Source organism: Allobosea sp. AAP35, assembly GCF_001295925.1.
GTDB lineage: Bacteria > Pseudomonadota > Alphaproteobacteria > Rhizobiales > Beijerinckiaceae > Allobosea.
Map to the genome: position 1 here is coordinate 73,803 of NZ_LJHQ01000070.1, position 17,378 is coordinate 91,180.

Consider the following 17,378-nt stretch of genomic DNA (forward strand, 5'->3'; position numbering starts at 1 on the left):
TGGGTTCGCCTTTCAGCTCAATGCCCCATCGGCTTACCCGCCGGCACCGCCGGCGCACCCTCCCAGCGCGTATGCGCCGGCAGGTTCTCGCCCTTCATGATCACGGTCAGCAGGCCGACCTGGGCATAATCGCCGACATGGGTGTCGTAGAGCACGGTTGCGGCGGCGCCGACGCAGACGCCCCGCCCGAGCCTCACCCTTCCGACCTTCATCACGCGATCCTCATAGAGATGCGTCTGCAGGGCCGAATGGGCGTTGATGGTGCAGAAATCGCCGACGGTGACGCAGTCGAACTCGGTGATGTCGGTCATGTCCATCCAGACGCCCTTGCCGAACTTCGCGCCAAACAGCCGCAGAAACCAAGGCAGGAAGGGGGTGCCGCGCAGATACTCGAACAGCACCTTGCCACCGAGGCCCGAGTAGAGCACGGCGATCGATTCCGTGCGCATCGCCCACCACGACCACATCGGCTTCATCACCGGTTTGTAGACGCCCATCATCAGCCATTTGATGGCGACGCAGATCAGCGCCTGCGCGACGGCGATCAGCACCGCCACCGCCATGAAGGACAGGACGAGCCCAGACCAATCCCGGAGATAGATACGCTCCTGCAGCACGAGATCGACGGCGAGCGTGCCGAAGGTGATGAACAGCATCGCCGGAAAGGAGGTATGCAGCGCCTCGAACACACCGCGTAGCGTCTGCTTTTGCCAGGAAGGCCGATAGGTCCAGTTCGCGCCGAGATCGACCTTCTGCCGTGTCGGCAATTGGATCGGGGGCGAGCCGAACCAGGTGTCGCCAGGCTTCATCAACTCATTGGCCGGCGGCTTCGACTTGATGCCGATCAGCACGCGGTCGGGAATATGCGCGCCCGGCGGCACCACTGCATCGTTGCCGACGAAGACCTGGTCGCCGGTGCGGGTCATGTCGAGCCGCATATAGCCGCGCCGCATGTCCTCGTCGCCGAACACCACCTCGTCGGCGATGAAGTTGCCAGCCCCGATGCCGGTAACGTCATAGCGCCCCGACAGGTTGGTGGAGATCTCCGAGCCCTTGCCGATCGATGCCCCCATCATCCGGTACCAGGCCCGCATGTAGATGGTCGCAAACAGCGAGGACAGCGTCTCGAGCGTCACTTCCGTGGCCAGGCCGACCGTCCATTTCCGCGCAAAGAAGGCGGAATGGATTGAGTAGGAGCCGGAAGAGACGCGCGGCAGGATCAGCCAGCGGAAGGCTGCCATCAGGAACACGGTGAGGGTGATCAGACCGATCGCGGTCGGCCAGGTCAGGATCGGCAGGTACCAGAGATAGCTGACCTCCGACCAGGTCGCGATCCAGTCGTCGATTTTGTCGAAGAGCATGAAGGCGGGGAAGATCGGCAGCAGGCTGACCGGTGGTAGGACGATCAGCATCAGGATGTAGAACGCCGTCATCGCCGCGCGCCGGCGTGGCCCGGCCTCCGCCTGGGGCGGCAGCGAAGCCAGATCAACCATGCCGATCTTGCGCCCCGGAGAGCCGTCCCAGATTTCGGCCTCGCCCACATGCCCGCCGGGCGGAACCGTGGTCAGGTCGAGCAATTCGGCATGATCGGAAACGATGCAGCCATGGCCGAAGACGACGGATGAGCCGGCATAGACGTCCCGGCCGATGGTGATCGTGCCGATGATCAGCTTGTCGCCCAGCGCCTCGGCATTGGCGAAGGTCGTCTTGGCGCCGAGCGACGAACCGTCGCCGACGCTGATCAGGTCGATCGCCCCGGCCTCGTAATCGGAGATCATGACGTCCCGGCCGACCCGGGCGCCAAGCAGCCGCCAGTAGAACCGCATCACCGGGGTGGATTGCAGCCACTTAATGTGGACGAGGCCGGCGACGCGCGACGCGAACCACCAGCGGAAATAATAGACGCCCCAGAGCGGGTAGACGCCGGGCCTGGTGCGCCCGAGCACGAGCCATTTCAGGGCGATCGCGATGAAGCCGGTCACGATGGTGATGGCGACATAGACGCCGAGCAGCGCGAAGATCTGTCCGACCAGCGGCAGATCCTCGCCCGAGAGCAGCATGTAGGTGACGAAGATGCCCAGCCACTGCGCCGTCGACAGGCCGATGATGACCGGCAGAGCGACGGCCTGGGCCAGCCCACAGAGGAAGCGGCGAAGGAAGGGCGGCGGCGTGAAGGAGAGGTCCTGCGCCTCGGCGATGCCGCGTCCGTCGAGCAGCGCCGCCATGCCGCGCAAGGTCCGCGCGCCATAGACATCCTGCAGCGTGATGCCGGCATAGGCCGGCGTCTCGCGCACGATCGAGATGAACCGCGCCGCGAGCAGCGAATGGCCGCCGAGATCGACGAAGAAATCGGCCTCCAGCGGGAGGCTGGATGCACCCAGCACGCGCTTGGCCGCTTCGAGCAGCGCCGCTTCCGTCGCATTGCGCGGGGGTTCCTGCTCGCCGGCTGCGCTCGGTGCCGTCAGCGGCGCGGCCTTCAGCATCCTGCGGTCGACCTTGCCGGAGACCATGCGCGGCAGCGAGCCGACAGCCTCGAAATGCGCGGGCACCATATAGGCCGGCAATTGCTCGCGCAGCGAGGCGCGCAGGGCCGCGCCGTCGACGGCCACGCCCGGTTCGGCCACGACGAAGGCGACGAGCCGTTCGATCTCGTCGTCGATCCGCATCACCACCGCGGCCTGATTGATGCCGGGCTCGTCGGACAGCTTGGTTTCAATCTCGCCAAGCTCGACGCGGAAGCCGCGGATCTTGATCTGGTCGTCGATGCGGCCGTGGAAGACGATGTTGCCCTTGTCGTCGAGGCTGACGGCGTCGCCGGAGCGGTACAGCACCGGATCGTCGCACCCCAAGGCGCTGCCGAACGGGTTGGCGATGAATTTCTCCGCCGTCAGCTCGGGGCGTCCGTGATAGCCGCGAGCCACGCCGGGGCCGCCGATCAGCAATTCGCCCTGCTCGCCCTGGCCCACGAGCGCCATGGCCTCGTTGACGATGTAGACGGTATAGTTGGGGATCGGTTTGCCGATCGTGACGGTTTCGCCAGGCGCGACCTCGGCTGCGGTGGCGACCACGGTCGCCTCTGTCGGTCCGTAGGTGTTGAGGATGCGCCGGCCGGGCCTGGCCCATTTCTGCACGGTCGCGGGCGGCAGCGCCTCGCCGCCGAGCAGGATCAGTTTCAGCGAGGGGATGTCGGCGGGCAGGATGCCGAGCAGCGTCGGCACGGTGTCGATCACGGTGACGCCGGCCTGCGTCAGCAGCGCCGGCAGCTTTTCGGCGTCTCCCATCGTCTCGGGCGAGGCCACATAGAGCGTCGCGCCGACCAGATAGGGCGTCCAGATCTCCTCCATCGACAGGTCGAAGGCGACCGACGCCCCCTGGAACACGATGTCGGTCTCGCTGATGCCGTAGAGCGCGTTCGCGGACCGCAGGAAATGGCAGATGTTGCGATGGCTGATGACGATCGCCTTCGGCGTCCCCGTCGAGCCGGAGGTGTAGATCAGATAGGCCGGGTGATCGTTGGTCAGCCCTGCGGCCCGCGCCGGCATCGCCACGCCGTCATCGCCGGATTCCAGATCCTGCGGCGTCCAGACGCTGCGCTGCGTCGCGGCTGCGCGCTCCTGCCAGGCGGCGGCGGTGACGATGCCCTTGGCATCCGCGTCGGTGAGGCAGATGGCGATGCGCTCGATGGGAGCCTCGGCATCGAAGGGGATCCAGGCCGCGCCTGCGCGGGTGATCGCGATCTGCGCGATCAGAAGCTCGATGCCGCGCGGCATCCACAGGCCGACGAGATCGCCCGCACCGACTCCGGCGAGCGCAAGACTGCGCGCCTGCCGCCCCGCGGCAGCCCAGACCGCCTCATAGCTCTGCTGAACTGACGCATCGACCAGCGCCGGATGGCCGCCGCGCTCAGCCACCGTCGCGGCGAAAACCTCGCCCAGCACCTCGTCACGCAGCAAATCGAGCCGCTTCTCACCCGCCATCATCGCGAGCGGATTTTCAGCCGCCGACCCTGTCGTTGCCGACAGCGTGCTCATGTCGTTCATCGCGCCCCGCTGCGATCAGGCCGGCAGCGCTGCAGGGCGGCGCGATCCCGCGCCGTTCCCTGTCCGATGCAACCCTCACGCACCTTGTTTTTGCTCGGAGAAACGCATCTTTCCGATGCGATGTCCGGCTATACCCCCCGACCGAGCGTTGCCGCCGCAGCACGGCATCGCACGGCGGCTGCTCTCCTGCAAGGCAACGCGTGAACCGGCGGTGAACGCGGTCACCAGCCCGCGCATGCCGAGCGGCCGGCGGCGCGGTTCAGCCTCGCATCAGCGCCAGCACATGGGCGGCCGCCGAGCGCGACAGGCCCTCGAGATCGTAGCCACCTTCGAGGATCGAGACGAGGCGTCCGCGGCAGGAGCGGTCGGCGATGTCCATCAGCTTTTGCGTCGCCCAGGCGAAATCGGGCTCACTGAGATTGAGATTGGCGAGCGGATCGCGCCAATGCGCGTCGAACCCCGCCGAAATGATCAGCAGATCTGGCGAAAAATCCACGATGCGCGGCAGCAGCACGGTCTCCATCGCCTCGCGGAACGCCTCGGAGCCGTCGCCGGCTTGCAGCGGCGTATTGACGATGGTGCCGTGTTCGCCGCGTTCGGACGCCGCACCCGTGCCGGGGTAGAGCGGCATCTCATGGGTCGAGGCATAGAGCACGCTCGCATCGTCCCAGAAGATTTCCTGGGTGCCGTTGCCGTGGTGGACATCCCAGTCGATGATCGCCACGCGCTGCGCACCATGATGCCGTTGAGCGTGCCGGGCCGCGATGGCGGCCTGGTTGAAGAAGCAAAACCCCATTGCCTTGACGCTTTCGGCATGATGTCCGGGCGGCCGCATCGCGCAGAAGGCGTTTGCGACCTGCCCCGTCATCACCTCATCGACCGCCTGGACCGCTCCGCCGACCGCATGCAGCACGGCTTCGAGCGTGCCCGGAGACATCGTTGTGTCGTCGTCGATCCGGACCAGCCCGTCGCGGGGCGCGGCCGCGACGATCCTCTCGGCGAAGTCGCGCGGGTGACACAGCACCACCTGATCGAGCGTGCCCAGCGCGGCGCTCTCGCGAATCAGCCCCGAGAAGCGCTCATCCTCCAGCGCCGCCTCGACGGCACGGATACGGTCGGGCCGCTCGGGATGGCCTTCGGGAGTCTCATGCCGAAGGCTGGACGGGTGGGTGATCAGCAGGGTTGTCACGGCAGGCCTCTTTTTTCGTTCATTGCGGCCTGGAAGCGTGGCCGCCATGCCACGCCAGGGCGCGAAACGCCCGTTTCCGCCGGCTCAGAGGGAACCTGAATTGCGCCAGGTCCGTTTCGCGCCTAGACCGTCGATCGACAAGCGGTTGGTCTGCGGACAGAGGCGGATACGAAGCCTTAACGCTCGATTCATCATAAAGACTACCTTCGGACCGCGCGGTGGACGTCATGAAACAGACAGTGATCCTTGCATTGGCGATGTCGACCCTCCTCGGGGCCTGCCAATACAAGAGCGTGAACGCCCCCGCCCTATCGGCACGCGATGCCGAATACATCGCTCTCGTGCCAAAATTCGAGCATCATCTCACACATCTGCCCTATGAGATCAGTGACCCAACGGGGCAGGCGCCCGGCACCATCGTGGTCGATACCAAAGAGAAGTATCTCTATTACGTCCTGCCGAACAAGAAGGCGATCCGCTACGGCGTCGCCACCGGCGACGAGGCTTTCGGCTGGACCGGCCAGGCCGTGATCCAGCGCAAGGCAGAATGGCCGCGCTGGACACCCCCTGCCGAGATGATCGCGCGTTGGCCTCATCTGGCGCCCCGCGCCGGCGGCATGGAAGGTGGCCCGGACAATCCCCTCGGAGCCCGTGCCCTGTACCTTTATCAGAATGGCCAGGACACGCTCTATCGCATCCATGGCACCAACGAGCCGGAGACGATCGGACGCTCTGCCTCCTCCGGCTGCATCCGGATGCGCAATATCGACGTGATCGATCTGTTCAACCGCGTCCCCAACGGCACCAAGGTCATCGTCACCTGACAGGCCTTTCCTGAGGGCGCCAGCACGGCTCTGCCTTGGTCAGCCCAGCTCGACCAGCAGCGTCTCAGGCGGGATTCCGAAGCGAATCGGCAGTTGGCTCGTGCCGATCCCAGCCGAAACGATGAGGTCGCGTCCGTCCTCGTGGACATGGCCGTAGGCATAGCGGTTGCCATAGCGCGATGGCACGATCGGCGCCCAGCCCAGCAGCCGGACCTGCCCCCCATGCGTATGCCCTGACAGGGTCAGGGCAACGCGGTCGGGCATCCGAGCGAACACGTCTGGCTCATGGGCCATCATGATCACCGGGGCATCGTCATCGGTGATCTGCGCCATCGTGCCTGCAAGATCGTCGATGCCATGCTTCATGCCGCGCCGGCGCGGCAGGAACGCGATCTGGTCGCCAAGCCCTGCCAGCCAGATCGGTCCGCCGGCGGTCGCGATTTTCACGGCCCGGTTTTCGAGCACCGGGATACCGGCCTCTTCCAGAGCCTGCCCGACCAGCGTGGGGCCGGCGCGCCTGGCCTGGGTTTGCGGATCGTGCCACCAGTCATGGTTGCCGAGGATCGCAAAGACCCCGTCGCGGGCTTGCAGCCGTCCCAGTTCCGCAGCCCAGGCCTGCATGGCCGGATCAGACGCCCATCGCTTGCGGCTCGCCACGAAGTCGCCGAGCAGGAGTGTCATGTCGGGCTTAAGCGCGTTGGCCGCATCGACGATCTCGGTCACGCGGCTCAGCGGCACATGCAGAGAGCCGATATGCAGGTCGGAAATCACCACCAATCGCAGCGTCTGGCCCGCAGGCCAGCCTCGCGGCGTCAGCCGATAGCGCGTCACGCCATGCCGGGTCGGCTCCCAGGCGGCGGCATAGGCGCCGGGGCCCGCAAAGGCAAAAAAAAGACCGGCGAGAGTCTTGAGGACTCTGCGCCGGTCAAACATCGAAGGTCTCGAAAGAGGGTCTATGGAAGTCAGTCGTGGAAACCGTTTCGAAGGACACCGGCAAGCCGGGATGGTACATCCTTCGCACGCAGACCCAACGCGGCAGGCGCGCGTCTGGTTCCCGCAGCCAATGCGGGAAAAGCGATCGGACGGAACCACGAGGCATAAACCTCTTTGGCATGGGCATCGTGGAAACTCGCTTGGGCGGGCGGGCGACGGGGTTGGGACGGGGTCATGGGGTCCGATTGGGTTGGCTGCACGGGTCGCGATGGTTCCTGGCCATCGCCACCCGGCCAACCTGACCGGCGATCGGGACGACGCGGCGGCGTCATCATGATGCGTTCAAGGCATTTTGTGTCTGTGTGGAGTCTACCGCCACAATGGTGAACGAGAGGTGGACGCAGGCGGATTGCCCCCCTTGCGCCCCCCGTTCGCTTCAGGCCGCCAGCAGACCCTCGCCCTTTGCCCAATTCAGCGTCTTGTTCAGCGCGCGCTCGTAGCGGTCGAACATTTCCTCGAGTTCGGCCTCGGTGATGATCATCGGCGGGCAGAACGCCACACGGTCGCCCATGGCGCGGACGATCAGCCCCTCTTCCAGGGCAAAGCTGACCGATTTGGGGCCGACGCCCTTCTTGCCCTCGAAGGAGCCACGGGTCAGCTTGTCCTGCACCAGTTCGACGGCACCGATGAGGCCGACACCGCGCGCCTCTCCGACCAGCGGGTGCTCGGCGAGCTTGTGCAGCCGCCGCAGGAAGGTCGGCGCCACGCTGCGGACATGCTCGACGATTTTATCGCGCTGGTAGATCTCCAGCGTCTTGACGGCGATGGCGCAGCCAACGGGATGGCCGGCATAGGTGTTGCCATGGCCGAACGTGCCGATCTTGCGGCTCTGGTCGACGAGAACCTCATAGACGCGCTCGTTCATCATCACCGCGCTCAGCGGGAAATACGCCGAGGTGATCTGCTTGGCGCAGGAAATGGTGTCGGCGTTCAAACCGTAGGTCGTCGTGCCGAACATCTCGCCGGTGCGGCCGAAGCCGGTGATGACCTCGTCGGCGATGAACAGGATGTCGTACTTTGCCAGGATCACGTTGATCTTCTCGAAATAGCCGTCCGGCGGGGTGATCGCGCCGCCCGCGCCCATCACCGGCTCGGCGATGAAGGCGGCGACCGTGTCGGGCCCCTCGCGCAGGATCATCTCCTCGAGCTCGGCGGCGAGCCGCGACGAGAAGTCCAGCTCGGTCTCGCCGGGTTCGGAGAAGCGGTAGTGATGCGCGCAGGAAGTATGCAGGATGCCCGGCAGCGGCAGATCGAAATCGATGTGGTTGTTGGGCAGGCCGGTCAGCGAGGCCGAGGCGACAGTGACGCCATGATAGCCCTTCAGCCGCGAGATGATCTTCTTCTTCTGCGGCCGGCCGAGCGCATTGTTCATGTACCAGACCATCTTGACCTGGGTGTCGTTGGCATCCGAGCCCGAGGCGCCATAAAACACCTTCGAGATCGGGACCGGCGCGATCTCCTTCAGCTTCTCGGCCAGCTCGATCGCCGGGTCGTTGCTGCGCCCGCCGAAGATATGGGTGAAGGGCAGCTTCTTCATCTGCTCGTAGGCGGTCTCGATCAGCTCCTGGTTGGAGAAGCCGAGCGCCGTGCACCACAGCCCCGCCATGCCCTCGATATAGTCCTTGCCGCTCGAATCCGTGACGAAGACGCCCTTGCCGCTCTCGATCACGAGCGGGCCGACCTGGCGATGGGTCGCCAGGTTCGTATAGGGATGGACGAGGGTCTCGATGTCGCGAACGGCGAGGTTGGACAGCATCGTGCGGTTCCCTGATCTGGCGTTGAATGTGACAACCATAACCCGGCCGCGACACAAAGGTTGAGCGATTTTCACGCGCATCGGCGCAGACTCTGCCGCAGGACTGCGCCGCCGTGCGAGATGGGATCGCTCCCCACCGACAACCATCGCCATGCTTGCCAGCCTCCCCGCGCCCCGCCATGGTCCGGCGGCTCAAACGCCGGAATGCCCGAGACGCGACGTGGATGCCTGACGCGACCATGATCACCAGCCCGCCCCTACCGCTTCGCCAATGCGGCAGCTGCACCCTGTGCTGCAAGGTCTACGATGTCCCCCCCGTCGGGGCGACGGCCGGGAACTGGTGCCCCAACTGCGTGGCGGGCCGGGGCTGCAAGATCTACGAGATCCGTCCGCAGCAATGCCGCGACTTTCTCTGCCTCTGGATGACGCAGGACTATCTTGGCCCCGAATGGAAGCCCGAAAAGGCGCGTTTTGTCCTGACGATGGATGCCGCGACGCGATGGCTCTTCGTGCAGGCCGACCCCGGCGCGGCGCAGGCCTGGCGCAAGGAGCCATACTTCACCCAGCTGAGACGCTGGTCGGCCGCCGGCAACCGGCCGGTCATCGTTTTTGTCAGGAAACACGCCACCGCGTTGACCAGCGAGGGCGAGGCTGTGCTCGGCGAGATCGCTGCCGATGAACGGCTCGTGCTGCGCGACCTGGGCGGCGGCCGGCAGATTGTCGAGAAGCACCGTATCGGCGCCTGACGCAACCGGTCGGCACCGACCAGGATTCAGGCCCCGTCGACGGCCCGCGCCAGATCGCGCCAGGCCAGCACCAGCCGGTCGAGTTCGGCGAGGTCCGTGGTCGGCAGCCTGCCCAGCGTTTGCGCCACGAACTCCCGCTGCGCCTTGATTCCCGCTTCAGCCAGCCGGCGCCCTTCCGCCGTCAGATGCATCGCATAGGAGCGCCGGTCGCCGGCGATGGCCCGTCTCTCGACCAGCCCGGCCTGGACCAGCCGGTCGACCAGCCCCGAGACATTGCCCTTGGTGACGTAGAGCCGCTCGGCCAATTCGTTCTGGCTGATGCCCTCGCGCTCGGTCAGCGTCGAGAGCAGGTCGAATTGCGGGATCGAGAGGCCGAGCGCCCGGATGCGCGCCGTCATCTGCACCAGCATCCGTTGATGCAGCCGCATGAAGCGGAACCAGACACGATCCGGTTCAGTGGCCTCTGGACGCGAGGCAGTCGTCATATCCGGCAAGGTTTTAAGGCCTCCATGGGGAAAGATCACGCCTAAACCATCTTGCCCGCGCAAACCACCTTGCGAGGTGCAAACCATCGTGTCGGCGCAACCGTCTTGCAGTCTCGTGCGAGACGCCGCGGTCTCTTGCCTTGCCTTCGACGCGGCGCAGCGTCACCTATGGGTCATGCATCGCCGTCTCGTCTTCGAGGAACCCGTCTCGCGCGCCGCGCTCTGGAGCCGGCGGCTGGCTTGGTTCGCATTGGCCGTGCTGGCGCTGGCGCTGCTGGCCTTCCGCACCGGCGAGCCGAGCGTCGAGGGCCTGGCGCCGGTCGCAGCGGCCTATCTCGTGGTGCTGCTGGCGCTGCTTTTGTCGCTGATGGCCTTCGCCCGGATCTGGCAGTCCGGCCATCGCGGCGTCGGCATGGCGGCGGGCGCCTTCCTGCTCTGCGTGCTGATGCTCGGCCCGGCCGCTTACATCGGCGTCCGGCTGCTGACGCTTCCCGCCCTGGCAGATGTCTCGACCGACATCGACGACCCGCCCGCCTTCAGCCGCTCGCGCGCGGCACTCGATGCCCGTGCCGGCCGCGTGCCGCCCGATCTCGATATCGAGCGCCGCCGCCTGCAGCGCCGGGCCTATCCCAAGGCGGTCCCGATCGTGCTCGAGGTTCCAGCCGATATCGCCTTCGACATCGCCCGCCGCGCCGCGCTCGCCCGGGGGTGGCAGGTGCTGGAGGCGATCCGGCCCGGCGGCCGCAGCGGCGCAGGCCGGATCGAGGCCGTGGCACGCTCGCGGGTCCTGCGCACGGCGGAGGATATCACCATCCGCATCCGCCCGCGCGCCGATGGCAGCCGCATCGACATCCGCTCGGCCTCGCGCCTCGGCCCGCATGATCTCGGCGTCAATGCAGCGCGGATCGCCGCCTTCGCTGAGGAGGTCGAGCTGCTGATCGAGACGCGCTGAGCCTCAGGCGAGCCGGTAGCGGCTCGTCAGCGAGGGCAGCACCTCGTCGCACTGGACGATGCCGTGCGCCACCAGATCCTCGATCTGGGCCAGCACCGAAAGCGCGGCCGCCCCATGCAGTGCCGGCGCCAGCCCCTGATAGATTGGCGGCACCATGTCGGCGATGCGTTCGTCGCCCGCCCGCAATCGGCTGAGAATCGCCGATTCGCGCTGCCGGCGATGCTGCACCAGCCCGCGCAGGAAGCGCTGCGGTTCGGTCACGGGCCCGCCATGGCCGGGCCAGTACAAGGCCTGCTCCATCCCGCGCAGGGTCTCGATCGACGCCATATAGGCCGCCATCGAACCATCGGGCGGCGCCACGATCGAGGTCGACCAGGCCATGACATGGTCGCCCGAGAACAGGGTTTGCTCCTCGGCGAGCGTGAAGGCGAGATGATTTGCCGTATGCCCGGGCGTCGCGACGGCCGTCAGCGACCAGCCGGGCCCGGTGATGGCGTCGCCATGACCCATCTCGCTGTCGGGGGCGTAGTCGCGGTCGGCCGCCGCGTCGAGCCGGTTGATCTCGCCCTCGGCGAGTTCGCGCGCCGCCCGGTGCGACCCGCAGCCGACCACGATCGCCCCCGTCGCCGCCTTCAGCGCCGGCACGGCGGGCGAATGGTCGCGATGGGTGTGCGTCACCACGATATGGCTCACGGTTTCGCCCGCGACCGCCGCCAAAAGCCGCGCGACATGCGCCGGATCGTCGGGGCCGGGATCGATGATCGCGACCCGACCCTGCCCGACGATGTAGCTGCAGGTGCCGGTGAAGGTCATCGGTCCGCCATTGCCGGCGATGACGCGACGCACCAGCGGCGACAGCCGCGCCACCTCGCCCGGCGGGGTCGTGGCGCTGCGGTCGAACTCGATCTCGTCGCTCATGGGGGATCCTGCACTGCGGATGGGCACCGCCGGGCGCCCGACGCCGCTTGTCGGGCTTTGCCGCATTTTCTATAGACGGGAAAGATGGTCGCGCCGCGCGGCCTTGCGAACAGGACGATAAGCCATGGCCGATCTACTTCCCCTCCAGGCCCCGACGCTGGCCGGCGCGGCCCTTCCGGCCATCGCGGCGCCCCGCACCCTCCTGCTGCGCAACATCGCGCTCGCGCTCGCCGGCAGCCTGCTGCTGATCCTCGCCGCCAAGGTCAAGGTGCCGTTCTTTCCGGTTCCGATGACCCTGCAAACGCTCGCCGTGCTCGGGCTCGGCGCGGCTTACGGCTCGCGGCTGGGGGCCGCGACGGTCGCGCTCTACATCGCCTACGGGCTTGCAGGCCTACCCGTCTTCACCAACACGCCGCCGGTCGCGGCCGGCCCGCTCTATCTCGTCGGTCCCACCGGCGGCTTCCTCCTCGGCTTCGTGGCGGCAGCAGCCCTTGCCGGCTGGGCGTCCGCGCGCGACGCCTCGCTGCAGCGCCTGGTCGGCGGGCTCGTCGCCGCCGAGGCGGTGATGATGGCTCTCGGCTTCGGCTGGCTGGCGCTGGGCGCCCAGATGGCGACAGGCGCGACCGGCATCGGCTTCGCCAAGGCCTTCGCCTATGGCGTCCAGCCCTTCATCCTGGGCGATCTGGTCAAGCTCGCGCTGGTCGCCTGCCTCGCCCGCGCCGGCTGGTCGCTGCTGCAGCGCCGCGGCTGAGCGCGAGCCAACCAAACATGAAAGGCCGGGGCTCGCGCCCCGGCCTTTTTCATATCCCTCCGTATCGGCCCGCCACCTAGCGCGTGCTCATTTTTCTTGGAAGCGCGGGTCATCCCGGACGCAGCGAAGCGGAGATCCGGGATCCATTCCTGAACCTTAATCGGACGCGTTCCGGCAAGGGTACCGGTCAAGCCCGGGACGACGACGCCGTGGTTCCTTGTAAAATCAGCATGCTCTAGACCGGCTCAACCGTTGGGCGTCGATGTGCTGCAGGCCTTCTGCTCCGGGCCGGTGAAGAACGGGCCGAGATTGCCGCATTTGTCGCAGCCCGCAAGCAGGGTCGCGAGGCCGAGGATGCCGAGGAGGTGGAGAGCGCGCTTCATGATCGATTCCGCTGAGGATGTCGGGCGATCCTAGAGGCTGGACAAACCGATGGCCACATCCTCGTGAGACACCGCCTTGCCCATGACCAAAGGGCAAGCCAGTATCGGCACCCAGCAAGCTGTGAGGCCGCGCCATGATGATACCGATGTTCGCAGCCGGGGTGACGGGACTCGCGGCGCTGGCGATCCTCCCGATGGCCGAGGCTGCCGCGCAGGACAAAACCGTGCCGGTCCGCTTCAAGCCCGGCGCAACCGCTGCCACGCTGAAGGGCGCCATCCGGGGCGACCGGGGCGTCAACCACACGGTGGAAACCGCCGCCGGACAGACCCTCCAGCTGCTGTTCCAGCCCTCCAACCGCTCCTGCTTCATGAATGTCTATGCCCCTGGCAACGCTGCCGAGGCGGCTCATATCGGCTCGGCCGCCGGCAACGAGTTCGGGCAGAGCGCGACGCAGGCCGGGACCTACCGGATGCAGGTTTATCTGATGCGCAACGCGGCGCGCCGCAACGAAAGCTGCCGCTACACCCTGTCGATCGAACTCACCGGCCGGCCCGGCGGCGCCAGTGCCGGCGTCTCCGACCGGATGCTGCGCGAGCGCTGCATCGGTGAGGCGGCACCGATGTACGGCGTGCCCGCGCGACAGATCGCGCTCGCGCGTGCCGTCCAGCCGTCGTCCGAGGGCGGCTATCAGCTCGACGGCCGGGTCGACAAAGGCCGCGAGGGCATGAAGACGCTGCGCTGCCTGTTCACCGCGGACAAGCGCTTCGATCGTATCATGGCGATGACGCCCGACGGGCGCTGACCGCTCGACGCGTGGCCGATGGCGACGAGGGGACCGCCATTTGCCTGCCGCCCAAAGAAAAAGGCCCCGCAGGGCCCATTCCATCCGGCAACGATCATGTCTCGGGAAATCCAGTGGTCGGAGTGGCAGGATTTGAACCTGCGACCCCCTCGTCCCGAACGAGGTGCTCTACCAGGCTGAGCCACACTCCGATTGACTGGTGGCGCGCTTATATCCAGCGCCGGCCTCGCACGCAACAGGCGCTTTGCCTCGATGTGCCGAATTATCCCAGGCACCCGCGACAGCATAAAAGACATCCAGCATCCTCCCGGGCTCCGCACCCAACACAAAACTTCACATCCTGTCCAAGCCGGCGACGATCTGGCAGGTTGCGAAAGGCATCGACGCGTTCTAGAAGGCGCGGCGCGTTGGGGCGTCGCCAAGCGGTAAGGCAGCGGTTTTTGGTACCGCCATTCGGAGGTTCGAATCCTCCCGCCCCAGCCAGCCTATGCTAAGCCTCTGAAAAATCTGCAACGTCTGCTTCCGGGCTGTGCCGTGAGTGGGACGCTGCGCGAATCCCTGCGATATCGTTCCAAGCGGCGGTCAGCACGGCTCAGCCTGACGCGAAAGCGTCTCTGATGGGTCGCTTCCTGGTCCTGCCGGAGGACTAAAGTGTCCCAATTGCTTGAAGATGGATTGGCCCTGCCGGTCCTTAACCCATGAAACGCGGGCGAGGGTCGAAAGCCCTAGAGCGCGAGCTGTGCGGTGATGCACCCAACCCGAGCATCATCATGAGGCGCTCGATCTCGGACTATGCCCCGGCGATGACGGCGCTCTGTCCGAGGTTGACACCTCTCCGCAACTGGAGAGCCGAACCACACCTTTCGGTCACGTTGATGATGCCGGAGCATGGATCCTCCGGTTCGCCGGAACGCAAAGAATTCCCCTTCCACGCCTTGTCTGTGCCGCTGGTCGACGAGGTGCCACTCCCGGTCAGTCGCCCCATGAACATGGGCTGTCGCCGCAGGCCGCCACCGGCTAGGATGACGTTGGCCTTTAAAGACGTAGGCTAAGCTGCGGGTCGGCCGCACGCGCGCCGTGGCGGGGGAGTAAGGCGGCCCATGATCAAGGTGCTGCTTGTCGAGGATGACGCGCCGACGCGCTGGCGCCTCCAGGACGCGCTGGGAGCGACCGGTGAATTTGCCGTCACCTCCGCCGCGACCATCATGGAAGCCCGGGCCTGCCTGATGGAAGTGGCGCCCCGTGTGCTGCTGACCGATATGCAACTCCCCGACGGCCACGGCCTCGACCTGATCAGGGAGACGCGGCAGCGCCATCCCGAGACGGAGATCATGGTGATCTCGATCCTTGGCGACGAGGAGAGCGTCATCGCCGCGATCCGGCAGGGCGCCACCGGCTATCTCCTGAAGGACGCCTTCCCGACCGACATCGCGGCAACGGTGCGCGATCTCGTCGCCGGCCATTCGCCAATCTCGGCTTCGATTGCGCGATTCATCGTGCGGCGCACGCAGGCGCAACCCGCCGCGGCTCCGGCCGCGCAAGGACTCAACACGGCGCGGCTGACGCCGCGCGAGATCGATATCCTCTGGGGCATCGCCAAGGGCTTCAGCTATGCCGACATCGCCGGCCATCTCGGTCTGTCGCGGCAGACGGTGCCGGGCCACATCAAAAACATCTACCGCAAGCTCGAGGTCAACACGCGCGGCGAAGCGGTGTTCGAGGCGCTGCAGCAGGGCCTGATCCGGCTGTGAGCACGGCGGCAGCCGACTCGGAGCGACGGCGGGCTGCGCCTGTCGGCGCGCCCCGGCTGGCGCTGCGGCTGCTCTTCTACCTCGCCCTGCAGGCGCTCGTCGTTCTCGGTTGTCTCGGCCTCGTGGCCCTGCCCACGCCCGAGCCGCCGCCTCGCTGGCAACTCACCGAGGCGCGGCTTGAGCCGCCGGGCGTGGCGGTCAGCCTGCCGCATCACCATAGCGCCCGCTTCACGATGGCGGGGCCGCCCCGCTACGTGCTGGCCTTCGACAGACCTCCCGGCCTGTCGGAGGAGCCCTGGTCGGTATTGATGCCACGCTTCACCAACGGCGTCGCGGTCGCGGTCAACGGCGTCGAGATCCTCGACAGCCGCCGCAACCCGGCGGCGAACCGGCCCGATCGAAGCTCACCCGAGATCGCGGTGATCCCGAGCGCGCTGCTGCGGGAGGGGCGTAACGAGCTGACCGTCAGACTCTTCGTCTGGGGGCCGCTCACCGGCTTTCTCGACCGCGTCCATGTCGGCCCGGACGCCGTGCTGCGACCGGTCTATGACCAGCGCATCCTGCTCTTTGTGACGCTGCCGGTCGTGCTGGCCGCCTGGCAAAGCATCCTCGCGGTCATCCTGGGCATGATGTGGTTGATGCGACGCCACGAGCCGGAACATGGAGCGCTTGCCGCCGCGATGGCACTTGGCGTCATGCAGACCTTCATCTCGGCCCCGAGCGGCCAGTCTCTTTATGCCGGGCTCAACGCGGTGCTGATTGCCTCAGCGCCACTGGAGAGCGCCTTCGGGGTGCTGTTCCTGATGCTGTTCCTCGGGCTGAAGATCCCTCGGATCGCCCTGCTGCTGTTCCTGCCCGGCCTGATCATCACCGCAACGGGGCTCATCGGCGGTCCGGGCCCGGTGCGTGCTGCCTATCTGATTCTGGGCCCGCTGACCGTGGCGTTCTGCCTCGTGCTGATTGCCGTCCTGAACGCGCTCGCTTTCCTGCAGCGACGGGACGTGATCGGCCTCATGCACGGCAGCGCGGTCACGGTCGTGCTGTTCTTCTGCGTGCACGACATCCTGTCGATCCTCGACATCGCGCCCGACCGGCGAGTGTTCTTCTCGCGCCTGTCCTATTCGGTGATGGTGATCGCGATCGGCATCGGGCTGACCTGGCGCTTCGCCCGGGCGCTGAACCAGGTCGACAGCTTCGCCGGCAGGATGGTCACGCTCGTGCGCGAGGCGGAGGACAAGCTGCGAGCGACCCTGGCGCGGGACGAGGAACGGGCCCGGGCCATGGCGCTCTCAAACGAGCGGACGCGGCTGATGCGCGACCTCCATGACGGGCTCGGCGGCCAGCTCGTCAGCATCGTCGCATTGAGCGAACGGCAGCGGGCCGCGCCGATCGGCGAGGCGGCGCGGGCGGCTTTGAAGGATCTCCGGCTGGTGATCGATGCGATGGACGATATCGGCGGCGATCTGATGCTGGCGCTCGGGACCTGGCGGGAGCGGATCGCGGCGCAGTTGCGGGCCCATGAAATCGCGCTGGCCTGGCGCGTGCTGACCCCCCAGGGTCTGCCCGTCCATCCCGAGCTGCGCCCAGGCCACGTCATCCAGATGCTTCGCCTGCTCGACGAGGCGGTGACGAACGCGGTCAAGCATGCCGGCGCCAGCACCATCACCGTCGAGATCGAGACCGTCGCCGGAGCGGACGGGGATCGCGGCCGCATCTGCATCCGCGACGACGGCCGGGGTTTCGAGAGTCCGGCGGGCGAGGCCCCGCCCCTGACAGGGCGGGGCCTC

At 66.8% G+C, this 17,378-nt stretch carries 14 protein-coding genes and 2 tRNA genes; 8 read left to right on the forward strand and 8 right to left on the reverse strand.

Going from position 1 to position 17,378, the window contains the following annotated elements:
• Nucleotides 1-17: 17 nt before the first annotated feature.
• Nucleotides 18-4,040 carry a Pls/PosA family non-ribosomal peptide synthetase gene (locus tag IP69_RS19950; RefSeq protein ID WP_054144571.1) on the reverse strand — a complete coding sequence of 1,341 codons (4,023 nt, stop codon included), beginning with the start codon at nucleotides 4,038-4,040 and terminating at the stop codon, nucleotides 18-20.
• 259 nt (nucleotides 4,041-4,299) lie between these two features.
• Nucleotides 4,300-5,229, reverse strand: coding sequence for a histone deacetylase family protein (locus IP69_RS19955; protein ID WP_054144596.1), 930 nt, complete (start codon nucleotides 5,227-5,229; stop codon nucleotides 4,300-4,302).
• A gap of 227 nt (nucleotides 5,230-5,456) precedes the next feature.
• Here IP69_RS19955 and IP69_RS19960 point away from each other — a divergent pair, with 227 nt between their 5' ends.
• Nucleotides 5,457-6,053: a L,D-transpeptidase gene (locus tag IP69_RS19960; RefSeq protein WP_054144572.1), complete on the forward strand. Its 597-nt coding sequence runs from the start codon at nucleotides 5,457-5,459 to the stop codon at nucleotides 6,051-6,053.
• Between the two features lie 39 nt (nucleotides 6,054-6,092).
• Here IP69_RS19960 and IP69_RS19965 read toward each other — a convergent pair whose 3' ends face one another.
• Both IP69_RS19965 and IP69_RS19970 read right to left on the reverse strand, forming a co-directional pair.
• Nucleotides 6,093-6,986: a metallophosphoesterase gene (locus IP69_RS19965; RefSeq protein ID WP_054144573.1), complete on the reverse strand. Its 894-nt coding sequence runs from the start codon at nucleotides 6,984-6,986 to the stop codon at nucleotides 6,093-6,095.
• Between the two features lie 436 nt (nucleotides 6,987-7,422).
• Nucleotides 7,423-8,802: an aspartate aminotransferase family protein gene (locus tag IP69_RS19970; protein WP_054144574.1), complete on the reverse strand. Its 1,380-nt coding sequence runs from the start codon at nucleotides 8,800-8,802 to the stop codon at nucleotides 7,423-7,425.
• A 224-nt stretch (nucleotides 8,803-9,026) separates the two neighbouring features.
• On the opposite strand from IP69_RS19970, the gene IP69_RS19975 reads away from it, so the two are divergent.
• Entirely contained in the window at nucleotides 9,027-9,548 is a 522-nt protein-coding gene (locus IP69_RS19975; RefSeq protein WP_054144575.1) for a hypothetical protein, read from the forward strand.
• Between the two features lie 26 nt (nucleotides 9,549-9,574).
• Here the strand turns inward: IP69_RS19975 and IP69_RS19980 are convergent, their stop codons facing one another.
• Nucleotides 9,575-9,976: a MarR family transcriptional regulator gene (locus IP69_RS19980; protein WP_248306911.1), complete on the reverse strand. Its 402-nt coding sequence runs from the start codon at nucleotides 9,974-9,976 to the stop codon at nucleotides 9,575-9,577.
• A gap of 232 nt (nucleotides 9,977-10,208) precedes the next feature.
• Here IP69_RS19980 and IP69_RS19985 point away from each other — a divergent pair, with 232 nt between their 5' ends.
• Entirely contained in the window at nucleotides 10,209-10,985 is a 777-nt protein-coding gene (locus tag IP69_RS19985; protein WP_054144577.1) for a DUF1499 domain-containing protein, read from the forward strand.
• Nucleotides 10,986-10,988: 3 nt separating this feature from the next.
• Here the strand turns inward: IP69_RS19985 and IP69_RS19990 are convergent, their stop codons facing one another.
• Complete coding sequence (locus IP69_RS19990) at nucleotides 10,989-11,903, reverse strand: MBL fold metallo-hydrolase (RefSeq protein WP_054144578.1); 915 nt, start codon at nucleotides 11,901-11,903, stop codon at nucleotides 10,989-10,991.
• A gap of 124 nt (nucleotides 11,904-12,027) precedes the next feature.
• Between IP69_RS19990 and IP69_RS19995 the strand changes: the two genes are divergently transcribed.
• On the forward strand, nucleotides 12,028-12,654 hold the full coding sequence (locus IP69_RS19995) for a biotin transporter BioY (RefSeq protein ID WP_054144579.1): 627 nt from the start codon (nucleotides 12,028-12,030) through the stop codon (nucleotides 12,652-12,654).
• Between the two features lie 245 nt (nucleotides 12,655-12,899).
• Here the strand turns inward: IP69_RS19995 and IP69_RS22025 are convergent, their stop codons facing one another.
• A complete protein-coding gene (locus IP69_RS22025; protein WP_156323570.1) occupies nucleotides 12,900-13,037 on the reverse strand; it encodes a hypothetical protein in 138 nt (45 codons plus the stop codon).
• Between the two features lie 134 nt (nucleotides 13,038-13,171).
• On the opposite strand from IP69_RS22025, the gene IP69_RS20000 reads away from it, so the two are divergent.
• Nucleotides 13,172-13,840 (forward strand): hypothetical protein, encoded by a 669-nt coding sequence (locus tag IP69_RS20000; protein WP_156323571.1) that lies wholly within the window; start codon nucleotides 13,172-13,174, stop codon nucleotides 13,838-13,840.
• 114 nt (nucleotides 13,841-13,954) lie between these two features.
• On the opposite strand, the gene IP69_RS20005 is transcribed toward IP69_RS20000, so the two are convergent.
• Nucleotides 13,955-14,031: transfer RNA gene (locus IP69_RS20005), tRNA-Pro, on the reverse strand.
• Between the two features lie 217 nt (nucleotides 14,032-14,248).
• Here IP69_RS20005 and IP69_RS20010 point away from each other — a divergent pair.
• From IP69_RS20010 to IP69_RS20025, 3 genes are all read left to right on the forward strand, one after another.
• Nucleotides 14,249-14,323, forward strand: a tRNA-Gln gene (locus IP69_RS20010).
• Between the two features lie 617 nt (nucleotides 14,324-14,940).
• A complete protein-coding gene (locus IP69_RS20020; protein ID WP_054144582.1) occupies nucleotides 14,941-15,591 on the forward strand; it encodes a response regulator transcription factor in 651 nt (216 codons plus the stop codon).
• Nucleotides 15,588-17,378 (forward strand): ATP-binding protein (locus IP69_RS20025; protein ID WP_054144583.1); only part of this gene is annotated, 1,791 nt, incomplete at its 3' end. The genes IP69_RS20020 and IP69_RS20025, both read left to right, overlap by 4 nt.